Source organism: uncultured Gemmiger sp. (genome assembly GCA_944388105.1).
Taxonomy (GTDB): domain Bacteria; phylum Bacillota; class Clostridia; order Oscillospirales; family Ruminococcaceae; genus Gemmiger.
On the sequence record CALXHN010000042.1, the window covers coordinates 1 to 17,508 of the forward strand.

Consider the following 17,508-nt stretch of genomic DNA (forward strand, 5'->3'; position numbering starts at 1 on the left):
GCATTGGCATCTGCCGGAGCGGCCAGACCACGGGGAAACAGAAAATTGCGGGCATACCCGTCGGACACTTCATGGATCTCGTCTTTTTTGCCAATCGTCTTGACGTCCTGCTTGAGAATGACTTTCATAGTGGTTTCTCCCCTCTTTATGTAAAAAATAAGAATCAGCTTTCTATCACAAGCGAAGGTCGGCTTTGCTCTGTGCCTGTGCGGCACGATACCGGTCGATCTGTTCCCGGATACGGGCCTCCGCCTGCTTCACCGTACAATCTTTGAGCTGTGCCCCTGCCATTGTAAGGTGTCCGCCGCCCCCCAGGGGCTCCAGAATGACCTGCACATTGAGTGCCCCCATGCTTCGGGCACTAATGTTGACTCCCCCGTTTTTAGCCACCGCCACAAAGCTGGCATCCACCCCGCTGATGGTCAGCAGATCATTGGCCGCCATGGGCAGTACCACACTCATGCCGGGTTCCAGTTCGTCGGAAATTGCTACGGCACATCCCTTATAAATGTAGGCGCTTTCCACAATGGAAGCGCGGGCTTCATACTCTTCCTTCGAAACGTTGAACAGCAGCTTTGTTTCTGCCGTTTTGGCACCCCGGCTGCGCAGCCAGGCGGCCGCCTCAAAGGTACGGACACCCACATGCAGCGCAAAACTGCGTGTATCCAGCATAATACCTGCCAGCAAAGCCTGTGCTTCCAACGGCGTGATATTGTCTGCAGCCGGCATGAACTGCAGCAGCTCGCACACCAGCTCACTGGCACTGGACGCGTAAGGTTCATGATACAGCAGCACAGGATTGTCAATATGCCCCACCGCCATGCGATGGTGATCAATGACGACCACGCGCTTGCATTTCGCGTAAATTTCCGGACTCTCCAGAAGATACTTCTGGTACGTATCCACCACAATCAGCAAGGTATCCGGTGTGATAAGGTCCAGAGTTTCTTTTGGTTCAATAAAATTATGCTCTTCTCCGGCTTCATCGAACACATCCAGCAGCGCACCGGCCAGAGTGGCATTCCTCTGGATTGCGATAACCGATGGCACCTCGCACATCTTGCACATCCGAAGAACGCCAATGGCCGAACCAAGGGCATCCAGATCGGACATACGATGTCCCATGATGATGACACTGTCACTTTGGCGAATCTGGTCTGCCAGTGCATTGGCGATAATACGGCTGCGCACATGACTACGCTTTTCCACGCCGTGAGACACGCCGCCATAAAACTCAAAGCCGTCCACTGTCTTGACCGCCGCCTGATCGCCGCCGCGGCCCAGGGCAATATCAATACTTTCCCGGGCCATCTCCTGACACTCAAACAATGTTTTGCCGCCATGTCCCAGGCCAATGGAAATGGTAAGCATACCGCTGGGATTCAGAGCGCGTACCTTATCCAGAATATCAAAGCGCTTTTCGATCATCCGGCGCGCGTCGCGCTCTTCCACAACCGCAATATACCGATTGTTGGAGACCCGACGCAGGAAGCCGGTTGTCTCGGCGAAATAATCTTCCAGAAGACGGTTGATGGCCTCCAGCTCATGCGCCTGCTCCGAATCTTTCATATCGGTAAACAGTTCGTCATAGCTGTCGATCACAATGTTGAGGTAGGCCGGCCGGCTGGCATTGTACTCATCCAGGGTATCCTTGAAAAAGGTATCGTCAATCAGATAGACCAGACTGCCGCCGGACGCGCCCTTGACCGGACTTGCATAGGCGGTGAAGCGGCTTCCGTTGGCCGCCAGATCCTGCCCGTGCGGCCGAGAACAGACCGCCGGATCAAACCCCGGCAGGAATCTGTCTACCGCAGGCTGCACGGCATCTTCGCCCGCCAGCACCTGCTCCCGGAAAAGGTCATTATACCAGACAATGGTTTTGCCGTCCAGCAGCATAACCGGTACCGGGAGTTCCGCCAGGGAATATTGCAGCTTGCTGTCCTCAAATTTGCGGCCGCAAAGATTGGCTGCCACAAATCGGCGCAGCCGCCGAATATTGACGAACACCAATATTGCCACGGCCAGCATTGCCACGGCGGGGGCAATCAGGCAAAGAGGATTCACGATAGCCACCGGAATGATCATTGCCAAACAAGCCGCTGCCAGCAGAATGATCGGGACAATATTGTCGAGACTTCTTTTGTTTTTCATGGTATCCTCGGCTGTTGAAGGTCCTGCGCGAGAAATCCCGCGCCGTATTTTACACTTCCATCAGGATCGGCAGGATCATGGGACTGCGCTTGGTGCGGCGGTAAATATAGCTGGAAAGAGCTTCCCGCACACGTGCTTTGACACTGGCCCAGTCGTGCATATTTTCGGCCAGACCGCGGTCCAGCGCCATCTCCACCTGAGTGCGGGCCCCCTCCATCAGTTCTTCGCTTTCGCGGACATACACAAAACCGCGGGAGACCAGTTCCGGTCCGGAAACGACCTGGCCATTCCGGCCATCTACCGCCACCGTAACGATGATGATGCCATCTTCGGACAAGTGGTGCCGATCCCGCAGAACGACGTTGCCGACATCGCCCACACCGTACCCGTCCACCATGATCGCGCCGGAGGGTACCGTGCCTTCCACAGTCAGTCCATCCTGAGAAATCCGGATGTTCTGGCCGTTTTCCGCAATATAGATGTTGCCCTTGGGAATATAGCCCAGATGTTCCGCCGTTTCGGCATGACGCTTGAGCTGCTTGAATTCACCATGCACGGGCAGGAAGTACTGCGGATGCGCCAAAGTCAGAATCAGTTTCTGTTCTTCCTGGCAGGCATGTCCGGACACATGTGTGTCGTACATGTTTTCATAAATCACTTCTGCCCCCAGGGTCAGAAGGCCGTTCACCACCTTGGTGACCGTCTTTTCATTGCCGGGGATGGGGCGGGCCGAAATAATGATGAAGTCGCTGGGTCCCACCTTGACGGTGCGGTGGCTTGCCTGCGCCATACGGGAAAGTGCGGAAAGCGGTTCCCCCTGACTGCCGGTGGTGATCAGGACCACCTTCTCCGGGGGATACTTATTCACTTCCTCAATATCAATGAGTACATTATCCGGCACCCGGATATACCCCAGTTCCCGCGCCATCTCGGTATTGGAGACCATGCTGCGCCCGTTCACGGCCACCTTGCGGCCGCTTTCGATTGCCAGCTCAATGATCTGCTGGATCCGATAAATGTTGGAGGCAAACGTGGCCACAATGATCCGACGATTGCCCGCCTTCAGGAACAGACGGCGCACCCCTTCCGCCACGGTCTGCTCCGTAGCGGTGAAGCCGGGGCGCTCAGCGTTGGTAGAATCAGCCAGCAATGCCAGCACGCCGCGGCGGCCATATTCGGCAATGGTGGACAGATCCGTAACGGCATCCCCGGACAGCGGCGTATAATCGATCTTGAAGTCACCGGTATGAAGCACAACGCCAGCCGGACACTCAATGGCAAAAGCCAGTGCGTCGGGAATGGAATGGTTCACATGGATGGGCTCCACAGTAAAGCAGCCCAGATGGATTTTCTGGCGGGGACGGATTTCATGGAATTCCGCGCTGGAAGCCAGACCGTGTTCTTCCAGCTTGTTCTTGATGAGTCCGATGGTCAGTTTGGCCGTATAGATAGGCACATTGAACTTTTTCAGCAAATACGGCAGACTGCCGATATGATCCTCATGCCCATGGGTGATAAAAAGTCCCTTGATGCGGTCCTTGTTCTCCAGAACATAGGTAAAATCGGGAATAACCAGGTCCACGCCGAACATTTCCTCATCCGGGAAAACCAGACCGCAGTCCACCAGGATCATGTCCCCCTGGCACTCATACAGAGTGATGTTTTTGCCTACCTCACCAAGGCCGCCCAGCGGGCAGATGTGCATGGGGATTGCCGGTTCATCATAAATCGGGGAATTCTGGCGGCGGCGAGGCAAACGCGGTGCCTGCGCCGGAGCAGCCAGCCGCGGCTGGTTGTTATTCTGACGCGGCATACGGCGCTGGCCATCCCCTCTGCCACCGCGAGGTGCCCGCTGCGGTTTGGGGGCCTTATTCGGCTCCTGTGCGGCATTCTTCTTGCCTGCGCCCTGTGCCTTTTGGGTCTTGCCTTCTCCCCGGGGGCGACGGGACTGGGTATTCTGACCGTTGTTCTGCCGGGTACGCTTCTGCGCCGGACGCTTGGGGTTCTGATTCTGATTCATTTCTTCCATTCAAATACCTCCGGAATATTCCGCACCGACGGGTCTGCACGCACACGGCCGAGCCTCGATTTCGGCGGGATCGTTCTTTGCATCGTATGATTTTTGCCATCAGGCATTTGGGCGCGAAAAGTCCATCCGACGGGATGCGACCGGGCCCTGCGAAAAAACATGACATTGCAATTAGTCTTATTATAAATCCTGTATAGACCATTGTCAAATACGCCTTACCGGATACGCAGTTGCCACGCAAGACCAAAACGGGTATAATAAGGTCACAAACCAAGTATGGACCAGGAAAGGCTGCAAAACACAATGAAACAAATCGAAATTTACACAGACGGCGCCTGCAGCGGCAACCCCGGCCCTGGTGGGTGGGGAGCCATTCTGCGGTTTCGCACCAGCAGCGGCAAAGTATTTGAAAAAGAGATCAGCGGCGGAGAAGCCTCCACAACCAACAATCGCATGGAACTGACCGGCCTTCTGGAGGCCTTGCGTCAGCTCAAAGAACCTTGCGCCATCGACCTGTACAGCGACAGCCAATATGTGATCAATGGCTTGGAGAAGGGATGGGCAAAAGGATGGCGCGCCCGCGGATGGAAGAAGGCGGATAAATCCCCTGCTCTCAACCCTGATTTGTGGGCCCCGCTTCTGGAAGAAAGCGAAAAGCACGTGATCCGCTATCATTGGCTGAAGGGTCATGCCGGACACCCCGAAAATGAGCGCTGCGACCGCATGGCCGTGGAACAGAGCAAGCGGTTCGGCGGGCGGCAGGCATAACGAAACGACGGAGGAAAATACAATGGATGCCCTTGGTTTTAATACGTTTGAGGAACAGGATAAGGTTCTTGTAGGCATGAGCGGCGGAGTGGACTCCAGCGTGACTGTACGCATCCTTCAGGAGCAGGGCTTTGCCGTACAGGGTGCAGTGATCCGTTTTTCCCCTGCGCACGATGCTGCCGTGGAGTCTGCAAAGGCCACCGGTGCCAAACTGGGTGTGCCGGTGCACGTGATCGATGCCCAGGAAGAGTTTGAGCAAGAAGTCATCACCCCCTTTTGCCAGAGTTATTGCGCCGGCCGCACCCCCAACCCCTGCATTCTGTGCAACCCGGCGGTCAAATTTCGATTGCTGCTGCGCAAAGCGGATGAACTGGGCTGCAAGTTCATCGCCACCGGCCATTACGCCCGCGTGGAAGTCTGCAGCGATGGCCAGAACCGCCTGTGCACAGCGGACAGCGCCGCCCGTGACCAAAGCTATATGCTCTATCGCCTCCCGCAGGAGGTTCTCTCCCGTCTGATTCTGCCCTTGGGCAATTTTGAGAAAGACGATGTGCGCGAGATTGCCCGGGATATTGAATTGGCCTGTGCTGATGCGCCGGATTCCATGGAGATCTGCTTCATCCCGGATGGAGAGTATGCGGCCTTTATCCGTGCCCGGGGATTCACTCCCAAAAACGGTCGCTTCATCGGGCCGGACGGCGAAGATCTGGGCCCCCATGCCGGTGTAGACCATTATACTGTCGGCCAGCGTAAAGGACTGGGAATTGCTGCGGGACGTCCTCTGTTTGTGAAAGCTATTCTGCCGGACGGAAACATCCAATTGGCCGAAAGCGGTGGCGAGTATGCCTCCCGCATGACCGTCGCCGACATAGCGACACCGGATGGCGCTCCTCTGGCTGACGGCGATTATCGGGTCAAGGTACGGAGCGCGGCCAAAGCCGTTCCTTGTCAGGTATGCGGCAATCCGGACGGGACCCTGACCGTCATCTTCCCCGAACCGGTCCGGGCTCCCGCCCCCGGTCAGAGTGCCGTCTTCTACCGCGGCGGCTTTGTTTTCGGCGGAGGCTTTATTCACTCCGCAGAATAAGTTCTTTTCTTCACACCAAAAAAGCTCTTGGTTTCCCATGAGAAACCAAGAGCTTTCTGTTTTTTAATGCCGCTTTTTCTTTTTGCGAGGCCAGGGATTCCAGGTCCCATGGGTCTTTTTCATCCAATGAGCCAGAGGATATCCCAGAAGCACCAGCCCACCCAGCAGGATCAGAAGATACACCCACACAGACAGGTTCACCGCCGCATCCAGGGCTGCCAAAGCAGCCAGCAAAAATCCGGCATACATCACAAAGCGCCCATTGCGCAGCACGTATTCCCGCCAGTGCTCTTCCTTGATGCAGTCTTTGCCCTGTTCACCCCAGATATTCGGATTTCTGGTCACAGCGTATCCGTAATACGCCAGAACCAGGCCAATCACAAGCAGAAATTGAAACATGGCAGTGACTCTCCCTTTGGTCATGCATTCCTGTACTGTTCAAACAATCTTTACAGGCCCATCTTTTTATAAAACGGGCTGAAATCCAGTGTGGCAAAATAATCCGCAGGCGTCTCGGCACGGCGGATCAACTGATGCGTGCCATCCTCGCACAGCAGCACTTCCGCGCTGCGCAGTTTTCCATTATAGTTATATCCCATAGAAAAGCCGTGCGCACCGGTATCGTGGATAAAAAGAATATCCCCGGTATCAATCTGCGGCAATTCACGGTCGATGGCAAACTTATCATTGTTTTCGCACAGACCTCCCACCACATCATACACATGATCATTGGGAGCATCCTCTTTGCCCAGTACCGTAATATGGTGGTAGGAACCATACATAGCCGGACGCATCAGGTTGGCGGCGCAGGCATCCACACCGATGTACTCTTTGTAGATATGCTTCTGATGGATGGCAGTTGTCACCAGACCGCCGTAGGGGCCCAGCATATAGCGGCCCATCTCTGTGTAGATCTCTACATCCCCCATACCGGCCGGCGTCAGGATGGCCTCGTACTGACGGCGCACGCCTTCGCCGATCGCCATGATATCATTCTGGCGCTGCCCAGGCTTATAGGCGATTCCGACACCGCCCGACAGGTTGATAAACTTGATCTTTGCGCCGGTGCGCTCTTTGAGGCGCACAGCCAGCCGGAACAGGATACCGGCCAGTTCAGGATAGTAGTCATCCGTGACTGTGTTGCTGGCCAGGAACGCATGAATTCCGAATTCCTTGGCCCCCAACTGCATCAGACGGGTATAGGCTTCGGCCATTTGGTCCTCGGTCATGCCGTACTTGGAATCCCCTGGGTTGTCCATGATGCCGTTGCCCAGATCAAACACACCGCCCGGATTGTAGCGGCAGCAGATCACAGACGGAATGCCGGCCACCCGCTGCAGAAAATCCACATGGGTCACATCGTCCAGATTGATGTTGGCGTGCAGGTCATAGGCTTTCTTCATGTCTTCGGCAGGGGTCTCATTGGAGGAAAACATGACATCAGAGCCGGAAAAACCGCAGGCCTCGCTGAGCATCAGCTCGGTGTAGCTGGAGCAATCCACCCCGCAGCCTTCCTCCTGCAGAATCTTCAGCAGATAAGGGTTCGGCGTTGCCTTCACGGCAAAGTATTCCTTGAAGCCGGGGTTCCAGGCAAACGCCTGATTGACCCGCCGTGCATTTTCACGAATGGCCTTTTCGTCATAAATATGGAACGGCGTCGGCACATCCGCAATAATGCGCTGTGCCTGCTCCAGGCTGATGAACGGCCTCTTTGTGCTGGACATGGATGGTCCTCCCTTTCCTTGTTATCCCTCTTTTACGTCTGACAACTCAAGACATATAGTTGGATTATAATACTTTTTATGACCAAGGGCAAGAGTTATATCCATATTTCGTATAAATATGCAGCTTTTTTCAAGCTACATGCAAGAATCAGTCGTCGGTCTCTGCCGGAACATCCATTCCGATCGCCTGCAAAGCTGCCAGACGGCGCGCGTGCATCCGGTTTTCCAACTGTCCGACAGTCCAGCGATAGGCCGGCCACAGAAACAGGCTGGCCGCCACCCAGGCCGCCGGATTAGAAAGTTCGGCGCCAAAGTATCCCAGACGCGGAACCAGTGTGATAGCCACCACCGTACGGGCCACCATCTCAGCCACGCCGGCCATCATCGCCAATGTGGAATACCCCAGCCCCTGAATCACATAGCGCCAGACGATCAGCGCCCCCAAGGGAATAAAGAACAGGCTGTTCCAGAACATATATTCACTGGCCATGCCCACAATGGTGGTTTCGGCAGTGGTATCAATAAACAAGCCGATGATTATCACATCGAAGAAATGCAGGAACACCGCCGCCGCCAGCGAGTAAACGACGATCAAAAACAGTGCGCTGTTGGTTCCTCGGCGGATACGCCCCAGCTTGGCCGCTCCCAGATTCTGCCCCGCATAGGTAGCCATAGCCGTACCGATGCTTTCCAGCGGTATGGTAATGATGTTCTGGGTCTTGCTGGCAGCCGTGACCGCAGCCACAGCAGTGGAGCCCAGTACGTTGACTGCGCTCTGCATGATAACAGAGCCAATAGCGGTAATGCTGCACTGCAACCCCATGGGAACGCCCATTCCAGAAAGCCGGATACACACTTCGGAATTAAACTTCCGTTCGTCCCCTTCCATTTTCAATACATGAAAGCGGCGCAGCATGTACAAAAAGCTGAGCACACCCGAAATGGCCTGAGAAAGATCCGTGGCTATGGCAGCGCCCAGCACTCCCATATCATATACAATAATCAGGTACAGGTCCAATCCCACGTTCAGCACACTGGTAAAAATCAAAAAATACAGCGGCGTTTTGCTGTCCCCCAACGCCCGCATCGTCGCGGACACCATATTATAAAGAAATACAAAGGGGATTCCTGCAAAAATCCAGCCGATATAGGTGGAAGCCTGGTCAATGATATCGGCGGGTGTCTGCATCAGCTGCATGATGGGGCGCGTCAGAATCACGGTGGCTACCGTGAGGACTACGCTCATGGCGACACACAGCCAGCCAGCATTGGCAACATAACGTCTCATCTGAGAATAATCCCGTGCCCCGAAATACTGTGCAATGGGAATCGCAAATCCGTTGCAGATGCCAATCACAAAACCAAGAATCAGGTAGTTCACCGATCCCGTAGCCCCGACAGCTGCCAGCGCATTGACGCCTACGAACCGTCCGACAATGATGGTGTCCGCCAAGGAATAAAACTGCTGAAACAGGTTTCCCAGCACCAGCGGCAGCGTAAACGCAGCAATGACCTTCAAAGGCATTCCGCTTGTGAGATCTTTTGTCATTCCACTTTCCCCTATCCACCAAAATACAATGGCGCGGCCAAAGCCGCGCATGAACGTGGTGATAATTATACTATACCCGAGCGGAAAATCAAGCAGCTGAAAAAATAATTTTTGCTTTGCGGCGAAAACAAAAACAAAAAAGCCTGACCAAGATGGTCAGGCTTTTTTGGCAGGGGTAGAAGGATTCGAACCCTCGGCACGCGGTTTTGGAGACCGCTGCTCTACCAACTGAGCTATGCCCCTACAAAGAAAGCCCACAGTGTTTTGCTACGCTGTGGGCTTTGCGCTGGAGCTGATATCCAGATTTGAACTGGAGACCTCATCCTTACCAAGGATGCGCTCTACCGACTGAGCTATATCAGCAAATGGCGACCCGAATCAGGCTCGAACTGACGACCTCTAGCGTGACAGGCTAGCGTTCTAACCAACTGAACTACCGGGCCATAACCAGCGGTTGCTTTTGCCTTTGGCACTTGGCCTTGGCGGCTGCAACGTTGATAATTATAGCCGAGGAATACCGAAATGTCAACAGGTTTTTTGCATTTTTTTTGAAAAATATTTGGATTTTCTTATTTTTGTCTTTATATCGAAGTTTTATCATAAAATAGTTTGAAATTTTCGGTTTTGCAATTCAACCTACAGCATGGTATGATGATAACAGATGCCTTATGGCTGATGGAAGCGCCCTTTTTCCAATCCCCGAGCCATCAAGAACTGCTTCAAGCAAAGGGAAATCGCTGCTCCTAACAGTACAAGCCCTCCTTCCGGGCCAAACTGCAGAAGAGCCATCGGTGCGCCCAATACCAATATGGCCAGACCTGCCACAGTTGACTCCCCCGCTGCGAGAACCAGCAGGCTTCCGCCCAGGCAGGCCAGCATTCCGGTAAAGGGTAAATACAGGACAAGCCAGATGCAGATCAAAGGCAAGGAGCCTTCCGCCTTTCCGGGCTCCAGGACAATGTGCGCCATTAGTAATCCCAATCCTGCGTATAGTATGGAGAGGGATGCCGGCAATGCTTTTGCAATCACCGCTGCCGCCACACAGCATACAACCATCTTTGTTACGCCTAGCATCAGGTGCACCAGCTTTCCCAGACCTGTTTCCCGCTGGCACAGAAAACCTTTGATATTCCTATCCGACAGCAGCACCCCAAACAATGCACCAAACGCAAGGCAGCCCAAACGAAGCAAAATCGTACTGCGCTCCATGTCATATCCCCCTTTGTATATAGTATATCCATTTTCTGACCGGCAACCACTGTCACGGTCGGCAGATTCTGAATATCGAGGTACCTTTTATGGATTTTGAAACATTGAAAGCCGAATGTCTTGCCTGCCGCCGTTGCGGCCTTTGCGAAACGCGCAAAAACGTGGTATTCGGACAGGGAGTTCCCAACGCCGAAGTACTGTTTGTGGGAGAAGGGCCCGGTGCCAACGAAGATGAACAAGGTCTTCCCTTCGTCGGACGAAGCGGAAAACTGCTGGACAGCTACCTGGAAGCCATCGATCTGGACCGTAGCCGCAACATCTTTATTGCCAACATAGTCAAATGCCGACCGCCGGAAAACCGCGATCCTCTGCCGGAGGAATCCGCCGCCTGCATGCCCTGGCTTCGCCAGCAGTTTCAGCTGCTGCGTCCCAAGATTGTGGTTTGCCTGGGACGCATTGCCGCGCAGCAGATGATCGACAAAAACCTGTCGGTCACCAAAGATCACGGAAAATTCTTCAACAAGCAGGGAACCCTGTTCATGGCGACGCTGCATCCGGCTGCGCTTCTGCGCAATCCGCACAGCAAGCCCTCTGCCTTCGAGGACTTCGTCGCCCTGCGGGACAAGATCAGCGAAGTCTGTGAACACACTTATTGAGCCGCTGCTGTTCCCGTATTTTAAGTAAGGTGAACGTCCTTTTTTTCCATCTTCCCTGCACCAAACCGCTTCTTTTTGCATAGCATAGCTCAGATTCTTACCCACAAAGGAGGTTTTGAGTTATGCAATGTAAACCTGTCCTGGACTTCTTTTTAGGCGCACTTTCCCCTTCCGGCTTTACCGGATGGTTTGCCGAAGCCGCCGCTGACCCCACTATCACGCCCTGGCTGATCAAAGCCGGCCCGGGATGTGGCAAGTCCACCCTTATGCGTCGGCTGCTGGAACGGGACGCTGCCGACTGTCGTCGTGACGGCAGCTGGATCGAGCGTATCCATTGCTCCAGCGATCCGGACAGTCTGGACGGTGTTCGGATGAGCGATGTGAAGGCGCTGGTGCTGGATGCTACCGCTCCTCACACGCTGGATTGCAAGTTTCCCGATGCCGCCGAGCGTTTGATCCCGCTGTATGACGCCCTGGATCATGGCTATCTGGTATCGCATCGGGAGGAGGTACTGCAGATTGGCCGGGACCACGCTCGCCTGACGCAGCAGGCTTCCGCCCACTGGGCCTTGGCCTGCGCTGTCCTGCTGCGACGCCGGATGCTGGCAGCCTCCTATCTGGATGAAAAGAAGCTGCGCGCCTTTACCGGCCGCCTTGCTGCGCGTACCATGCCGGTCCGCCGCGGCACCAAACCCGGGCTGCAGCATATCCGCGTTCTTTCGGCCCCTACCCCCAAAGGGCTTGTCCTGTTCCGTGAAACCATAGCGCAGCTGGCCTGCAAAAAGTTATATGTCGTCCACGATCCCTATGGAGCTGCGGCGTCCTGCATGATGTGCCAGCTGGCCGATTACGCCCGTCTGAACGGGTATGACGCCTATATTTGCCGCTGTGCCAGTGACCAGCGCGGAAAGATCGATCACCTGTTTATTCCTGCCCTCGGGTTGGGGTTCGTGACCAGCAACCCCTGGCATACCATGGATTTCCCTGGTCAGACCAACATTCACGCAGCACGATTCACCGTCGGCACCCCCGATGCACGGCAAAAAAGGCTGCTGGCTTACCACAAAAAGCTGGCTTTCAGCCTGCTGGAAAAGACCTGTGAGGCCCAGGCAGCTGCCAAAACTATGCATGATGCATTGGAGCGGTATTATGTGCAGGCATCGGATTTCCAAACCGTAGACCGCATCCGCGCCCGGGTGGAGCAGGAATTGTTCGAAGAATAAAAAATATGGAAGGAGCCATAAACCGTTGATGTCTGCCCAACTTTCTGACAACCAGACACCGCTGGCCGTCGCACTGTCCGTGCGGCGGCTTGTTGAATTTCTTTTAAGGACCGGCAGCATTGACAGCCGTTTTTCAGGATTCGACCGCGCCAACGAGGGTGCCCGAATCCACCGTCGGCTGCAGCGCGCTGCCGCTAAAGAGCATGAAGATTACAAAGCCGAAGTGGCACTGAGGCAGGAGTATCTCTGCGACAGCATTGCCTATACCCTGGAAGGTCGTGCCGACGGCATTTTTACCCGAGAGGGCATTCCGGTGATTGAAGAGATCAAATCCACCACTTTGCCTGTGCCGGACATCACAGAAGATCATGCCCCTGAACACTGGGCACAAGGACAGCTGTATGCAGCCATCTATACCCTGCAGAACAACCTGCCCCAAGCCACAGTCCTGCTGACTTATTTCCAGGTAGACGAAGAGCTGACTGTACGTTTTGAGCGCACCTATACAGCTGAAGAGCTGGATGCCATTGTGCATGACTTACTGCATCAATATGCCCCCTGGGCTCGTTTTGCAGCAGACTGGAAGCAGAAAAGCCGCTCGGCGCTGCAGACGCTTGCCTTTCCTTTTGCCGGCTATCGCCCGGGGCAGCGGGCTATGATTACCGAAGTATACAAGATCTGTCAGGACGGCGGCCAGCTGCTGTGTCAGGCGCCTACAGGTATCGGCAAAACCATGAGTGTCCTCTTTCCGGCGCTGAAGGCAATGGGCAATGGCGTGGAAGGCCCCATCTTCTACCTGACAGCCCGCGGGACCACCCGCGCTGCCGCCGAATCCGCCTTGGCACTGCTTCGCGCCGGTGATACGGCGTTGTCCCTGCGCAGTGTGACACTGACGGCCAAAGACAAAATCTGCCTGTGCGAGAGCCGGGAATGCACCCCGGATGCCTGTCCTTATGCCAACGGTTATTTTGATCGGATCAAGGATGCCTTGTGGGATGCATTGCAGGACCCGTCAGGGGCGCTGGGCGCCGCCCTTCTGCAGGAATACGCCCGGAAGCATCGGGTATGCCCTTTTGAGATGGGTCTGGATTTGTCACTGTGGAGCGACGTCATAATCGGCGACTACAACTATCTATTTGACCCGGTGGTACGTCTGCAGCGCTTTTTTGAATCACGGGGAGATTATCTTTTTCTGATCGATGAGGCCCACAATCTGCCGGATCGGGCCAGCGAAATGCACAGTGCCACATTGGAAAAGACCGCTTTTTATCAGGCCAAAAAAGACTTGGGCCAAGGCAAGAGCTCTCTGAAGACAGCACTGAGCAAGGTCAATTCCCATTTCATCGAGTGGCGGCACCGGTGCGAAGAGGAGGCCGCAAAGCCAGGAGCCCAGTTTGGGCAGACAATATTTGAGACAGCGTCGGACCAGACCTTTGACCGCCTGCTGTCCAAACTGTGTGAGCAGTTGGAAATCTGGCTGGACGAACACCGTGAGCCAGATGAGCTGCACGCCGAGTTGCTGCAGCTGTACTTTGATGCCCGAAGCTGGCTCCGGGTGTCCGAAACATTCGATGAACATTTTGTCCTTCAAATCAATTCTTATGGCTCCAAAGTCCGTGCATCCATGCTCTGCCTGGATCCCAGTGACTTCTTGGCCGCCGACTTTTCGCTGGGACGGGCCGCGGTCCTCTTCAGTGCCACGCTGACACCTGCCGCCTATTACAAAGACCTGTGCGGATTGAGGCAGGCGCGGGCCGTAGCCCTGCGCAGCCCCTTTTCCCAAGATCATATGACCCTGTTATGCGCACAGAACGTAAGCACCCGGTATCGCGACCGGGAAGGCAGTGCTTCCACTATTGTTTCCTATCTGGCTGCCATGGTACGGGCTCATACAGGCAACTATCTGGCTTTTTTCCCCAGCTATGCCTATATGGAAAAGGTCTATGAAAGTTTCTGCACGGAGCACCCTAATCTTACGGTTTGCAAGCAGGAGAGCACCATGAACGAGGAGCAGCGAAAAGCCTTTCTGGACCAGTTTGTCCCTCATCCTGCCCAAAGCTTGTTGGGGTTTGTGGTCCTGGGCGGGGTGTTCGGAGAGGGCGTGGATCTGACAGGGGACCGACTGGTCGGGGTGGCAGTGATCGGGCCCGGCTTGCCTCAGGTCAATTCCCGACAAGAACAGTTGCGCGACCATTTTCAAAAAACCAGAGGCAGCGGCTTTGATTACGCCTACCGTTTTCCCGGCATGAACAAAGTCTTGCAGGCTGCCGGCCGCCTGATTCGCACCCCGGAAGATCGTGGCGTGGTACTGCTGTTCGACGACCGCTTTCTCTCGCCGGATTACCTGCGTCTGATGCCGCCCCATTGGTCTCACCTGCGCACCGTATACGCAGAACAGGACCTGGAAGACGCGTTACAGGCGTTTTGGCAGGAGGGAACCACCGATACTCCCAAATAAAGAAAAGCCGTACAGCCCCCCTTTTGCAGGGCCGCACGGCTTTTTGATTTTATTGTTCTGCCTTTTGCATACGCAGCAGGCTGTAAGGCATCAGAGGTGCTTCGCAGGGGATGGTATAGTGCATCAGCGGATGCGGTGTGGCATCCACATTTTCGCCCTCCTCATTCTTGATCCAGGCAGGAGTCAGCGTCACCACTGAACCATCCGGCTGCAGCACTTCCAGGGTATCGCCCAGGTTGAACTTGCTGCGCTGGGTACAGGAGGCCTCGCCATTTTCCCAATTGTCCACCGTTCCGACGAAGTCCCAATCCCGCACATAGCTATGGCTGGGAGTCTGCAGGGCTTTTTCCTTGCCGAAATAGAAGCCCGGAGAGTAATGGCGATGACTTGTACGGTTGAGTTCCTCAATAACCGCATCGGGCAGTTCAAAATTATCACTGCGCGGATCGGCCAGATACATATCCAAAGCACGGCGATATGCGCTGGTCACCGACGCCACATAATAGAAGGTCTTGGCTCGGCCTTCGATCTTCAGACTATCCACGCCTGCCTTGCAGATCAGGTCAATGAACGGTGCTGTGCAGAGATCGTTCGCATTCAGAATGTAGCTGCCATCCTCGTTTTCGCCGATTTCCATATACTGCCCCGGCCGCCGCTCCTCCATCAGATAGTATTTCCAGCGGCAAGGCTGGGCGCACTCGCCCCGGTTGCCGCTTCGCCCGGTCATATAACTGGACAACAGACAACGGCCGGATACGCTCATGCACATAGCGCCGTGCACGAACGCTTCCAGTTCCAGCTCCGGCGGTGTGTTATCCCGGATGATGGCAATATCAGTCAGACTCAGTTCCCGGGCAAGAACCACCCGCTTGGCACCCATCTTGTAGGCCTGGGTGGCGGCAGCATAATTGGCAATACCTGCCTGGGTAGAAAAATGAACTTCCACACCGGGGGCATATTTCTGGGCCAGAGCCAGTACGCCAAGATCGGCAATAATAAAGGCATCCACACCGGCATCGGCAGCGTCCTTCATGGCTTGGGGCAACCGGTCCAGTTCTTCATTGGTCGGCAAGGTATTCAGGGTCAGGTATACCCTGCGGCCGCGGGCGTGGGCAAAAATGCAGCCCTCCCGCAGTTCGTCATTGGTCAGATTCGGCGGCGCAGCGCGCATGCCGAACTGCGGCAGCGCGCAGTACACGGCATCCGCTCCGTACAGCACCGCATATTTCAGTGTTTCCAGGCTGCCCGCCGGGGACAGCAGTTCAGGCTGTGAAAGCATGGATTTTTTCCTTTCCTTGGCAGGCTTCAATCAGGCCCAGCCGGCCTTGACACAGTTTTGGTAATGTTCATCGGCAGTTTTGGCATAGAAGTACTGGCCTTCATATTCATTGCCGGGATGACCGGTAACAAAGAAGTAGTAGCCTTCAGCCATGAACTCCTCATCCGGATTCAACGCCGCGTCGATGGCATCAATACCGGGGTTGGAGATAGCCCCTGCCGGCAGCCCGCTGATACGGTAGGTGTCATAAGCGGCCAGAACTTCCTCCGGGATGGCACCGGCTTCCGGCCAGCCCATGTACTCTGCCATGGGAGAATTCCAGAGATAGTTGTTGTCTCCATCATTGGTGATATAGCTGCTGGCATTGGATTCCAGCTTGTGTTCCGCCCACAGGGGGTCATCCGATTCCAGACGGTTGTGGAAGCAGGCACTGACCTTGTAATCCTCCGAAGGAAGACCGGCTTCTTCCTGAATGAAGGAGGCCAGAATGACCACCTGGTCCAGGGTAGTTCCCTTTTCCTCAATGGTGGACATCAGACCGGAGGTTTTGGAGTCGAAGGTCGAGTACAGTTTGTCTACGATATCATAGACGCTGGCATCGGAGAAGAACTCATAGGTGTCCGGGAAAAGGTAGCCTTCACATTTGAGCAGGCGGCCCTCATTGTCCGGAATCTGATTCCAGAATTCGTACTGGCTGAAATCAGAGCCATCCTTGCCTTCGGCGCAGTTCAGGAAGGTTTCCACGCTGTCTACCAGCCCCTGGTCCACAAAAATCTGGGCCACGCCCACAGCTGTGGTGCCCTCGGGGATGGTTACCCGCACCGTCTCACGGAAGACCTTCTGTTCCGACAAGGTCGTGATGATATCGTTGTAGGACATGCCGGCATGTACCTGGAAATCACCATACTGCAGTCCGCCGGCACGGCCGCTGTACTTGGTGTACAGCTTGAAGAGCCAGTCATATTTGATGACATTGTTCTGCTTCAGCACCTGGGCAATATCCCCCACGCTGGAGCCTTGTTCCACAGTGACGGTCACTTCCTGCCCGACCGTACCGTGACCATCCACTTCTCCATAAAATTGCAGCATGTTCCAGCCTGCAAATGCCACTAAAGCCAGAATGATCACAACTACCAGCAGGCCAACCGGGAAGCGGCGTTTTTTGACCACCACTTCCTCTTCTTCCTCCGGTTCCGGATCATCAAAGCCACCGTCCTGGGTCACATCATAGGCACGATGCTGCGGCTGTTCCGGCACAGGTTCACGACGGGTCGGCCGCTGGCTTTCCGGTTTAGGAGAAGAAGACGGTCCCGTTCCACGATTGATTTTCATCTTTTTCGCTCCTTTTCGCCTGTGCATAGGCAGGCATTTTGTA

At 54.9% G+C, this 17,508-nt stretch carries 14 protein-coding genes and 3 tRNA genes; 5 read left to right on the plus strand and 12 right to left on the minus strand.

Features of this window, described 5'->3' with window-relative positions:
- The 3 genes from Q0K17_RS06400 to Q0K17_RS06410 form a co-directional block, all read right to left on the minus strand.
- On the minus strand, positions 1-128 hold a 128-nt coding region (locus tag Q0K17_RS06400), incomplete at its 3' end, for a bL9 family ribosomal protein (protein WP_294541117.1).
- A gap of 46 nt (positions 129-174) precedes the next feature.
- Positions 175-2,085, minus strand: a complete 1,911-nt coding sequence (locus tag Q0K17_RS06405; RefSeq protein ID WP_294541119.1) for a DHH family phosphoesterase — start codon at positions 2,083-2,085, stop codon at positions 175-177.
- Positions 2,086-2,200: 115 nt separating this feature from the next.
- A complete protein-coding gene (locus Q0K17_RS06410; RefSeq protein WP_294541092.1) occupies positions 2,201-4,180 on the minus strand; it encodes a ribonuclease J in 1,980 nt (659 codons plus the stop codon).
- Positions 4,181-4,483: 303 nt separating this feature from the next.
- On the opposite strand from Q0K17_RS06410, the gene rnhA reads away from it, so the two are divergent.
- Positions 4,484-4,948 (plus strand): ribonuclease HI, encoded by a 465-nt coding sequence (gene rnhA, locus Q0K17_RS06415; RefSeq protein WP_294541094.1) that lies wholly within the window; start codon positions 4,484-4,486, stop codon positions 4,946-4,948.
- A 22-nt stretch (positions 4,949-4,970) separates the two neighbouring features.
- Positions 4,971-6,035: a tRNA 2-thiouridine(34) synthase MnmA gene (mnmA, locus tag Q0K17_RS06420; RefSeq protein ID WP_294541096.1), complete on the plus strand. Its 1,065-nt coding sequence runs from the start codon at positions 4,971-4,973 to the stop codon at positions 6,033-6,035.
- A 63-nt stretch (positions 6,036-6,098) separates the two neighbouring features.
- Here the strand turns inward: mnmA and Q0K17_RS06425 are convergent, their stop codons facing one another.
- The 7 genes from Q0K17_RS06425 to Q0K17_RS06455 form a co-directional block, all read right to left on the minus strand.
- Positions 6,099-6,434: a hypothetical protein gene (locus Q0K17_RS06425; RefSeq protein ID WP_294541098.1), complete on the minus strand. Its 336-nt coding sequence runs from the start codon at positions 6,432-6,434 to the stop codon at positions 6,099-6,101.
- A gap of 50 nt (positions 6,435-6,484) precedes the next feature.
- Positions 6,485-7,759 (minus strand): diaminopimelate decarboxylase, encoded by a 1,275-nt coding sequence (locus tag Q0K17_RS06430; RefSeq protein ID WP_294541100.1) that lies wholly within the window; start codon positions 7,757-7,759, stop codon positions 6,485-6,487.
- A 148-nt stretch (positions 7,760-7,907) separates the two neighbouring features.
- Entirely contained in the window at positions 7,908-9,308 is a 1,401-nt protein-coding gene (locus Q0K17_RS06435; RefSeq protein ID WP_294541102.1) for an MATE family efflux transporter, read from the minus strand.
- Between the two features lie 167 nt (positions 9,309-9,475).
- Positions 9,476-9,551, minus strand: a tRNA-Trp gene (locus Q0K17_RS06440).
- Between the two features lie 44 nt (positions 9,552-9,595).
- Positions 9,596-9,671 (minus strand) — tRNA-Thr (locus tag Q0K17_RS06445).
- Between the two features lie 3 nt (positions 9,672-9,674).
- Positions 9,675-9,751, minus strand: a tRNA-Asp gene (locus Q0K17_RS06450).
- 223 nt (positions 9,752-9,974) lie between these two features.
- Positions 9,975-10,517, minus strand: a complete 543-nt coding sequence (locus Q0K17_RS06455; protein ID WP_294541104.1) for a hypothetical protein — start codon at positions 10,515-10,517, stop codon at positions 9,975-9,977.
- An 89-nt stretch (positions 10,518-10,606) separates the two neighbouring features.
- Here Q0K17_RS06455 and Q0K17_RS06460 point away from each other — a divergent pair, with 89 nt between their 5' ends.
- From Q0K17_RS06460 to Q0K17_RS06470, 3 genes are all read left to right on the plus strand, one after another.
- Positions 10,607-11,173 (plus strand): uracil-DNA glycosylase, encoded by a 567-nt coding sequence (locus Q0K17_RS06460; protein WP_294541106.1) that lies wholly within the window; start codon positions 10,607-10,609, stop codon positions 11,171-11,173.
- Between the two features lie 122 nt (positions 11,174-11,295).
- Positions 11,296-12,396: a hypothetical protein gene (locus Q0K17_RS06465; RefSeq protein WP_294541109.1), complete on the plus strand. Its 1,101-nt coding sequence runs from the start codon at positions 11,296-11,298 to the stop codon at positions 12,394-12,396.
- Between the two features lie 28 nt (positions 12,397-12,424).
- The gene (locus tag Q0K17_RS06470; RefSeq protein ID WP_294541111.1) at positions 12,425-14,854 is read left to right on the plus strand and encodes an ATP-dependent DNA helicase; all 2,430 of its coding nucleotides are present in this window, start codon (positions 12,425-12,427) and stop codon (positions 14,852-14,854) included.
- A 49-nt stretch (positions 14,855-14,903) separates the two neighbouring features.
- On the opposite strand, the gene Q0K17_RS06475 is transcribed toward Q0K17_RS06470, so the two are convergent.
- The gene (locus Q0K17_RS06475) at positions 14,904-16,133 is read right to left on the minus strand and encodes a U32 family peptidase (RefSeq protein ID WP_294541113.1); all 1,230 of its coding nucleotides are present in this window, start codon (positions 16,131-16,133) and stop codon (positions 14,904-14,906) included.
- 30 nt (positions 16,134-16,163) lie between these two features.
- The gene (gene mltG, locus Q0K17_RS06480) at positions 16,164-17,465 is read right to left on the minus strand and encodes an endolytic transglycosylase MltG (protein ID WP_294541115.1); all 1,302 of its coding nucleotides are present in this window, start codon (positions 17,463-17,465) and stop codon (positions 16,164-16,166) included.
- Between the last annotated feature and the right edge of the window lie 43 nt (positions 17,466-17,508).

Bases quoted from the DNA above. Each gene is read 5' to 3' on its own strand.
- Q0K17_RS06405 (WP_294541119.1), bottom strand. From the start codon at position 2,085: ATGATCATTCCGGTGGCTATCGTGAATCCTCTTTGCCTGATTGCCCCC.
- Q0K17_RS06410 (WP_294541092.1), bottom strand. From the start codon at position 4,180: ATGGAAGAAATGAATCAGAATCAGAACCCCAAGCGTCCGGCGCAGAAG.
- rnhA (WP_294541094.1), top strand. From the start codon at position 4,484: ATGAAACAAATCGAAATTTACACAGACGGCGCCTGCAGCGGCAACCCC.
- mnmA (WP_294541096.1), top strand. From the start codon at position 4,971: ATGGATGCCCTTGGTTTTAATACGTTTGAGGAACAGGATAAGGTTCTT.
- Q0K17_RS06425 (WP_294541098.1), bottom strand. From the start codon at position 6,434: ATGTTTCAATTTCTGCTTGTGATTGGCCTGGTTCTGGCGTATTACGGA.
- Q0K17_RS06430 (WP_294541100.1), bottom strand. From the start codon at position 7,759: ATGTCCAGCACAAAGAGGCCGTTCATCAGCCTGGAGCAGGCACAGCGC.
- Q0K17_RS06435 (WP_294541102.1), bottom strand. From the start codon at position 9,308: ATGACAAAAGATCTCACAAGCGGAATGCCTTTGAAGGTCATTGCTGCG.
- Q0K17_RS06455 (WP_294541104.1), bottom strand. From the start codon at position 10,517: ATGGAGCGCAGTACGATTTTGCTTCGTTTGGGCTGCCTTGCGTTTGGT.
- Q0K17_RS06460 (WP_294541106.1), top strand. From the start codon at position 10,607: ATGGATTTTGAAACATTGAAAGCCGAATGTCTTGCCTGCCGCCGTTGC.
- Q0K17_RS06465 (WP_294541109.1), top strand. From the start codon at position 11,296: ATGCAATGTAAACCTGTCCTGGACTTCTTTTTAGGCGCACTTTCCCCT.
- Q0K17_RS06470 (WP_294541111.1), top strand. From the start codon at position 12,425: ATGTCTGCCCAACTTTCTGACAACCAGACACCGCTGGCCGTCGCACTG.
- Q0K17_RS06475 (WP_294541113.1), bottom strand. From the start codon at position 16,133: ATGCTTTCACAGCCTGAACTGCTGTCCCCGGCGGGCAGCCTGGAAACA.
- mltG (WP_294541115.1), bottom strand. From the start codon at position 17,465: ATGAAAATCAATCGTGGAACGGGACCGTCTTCTTCTCCTAAACCGGAA.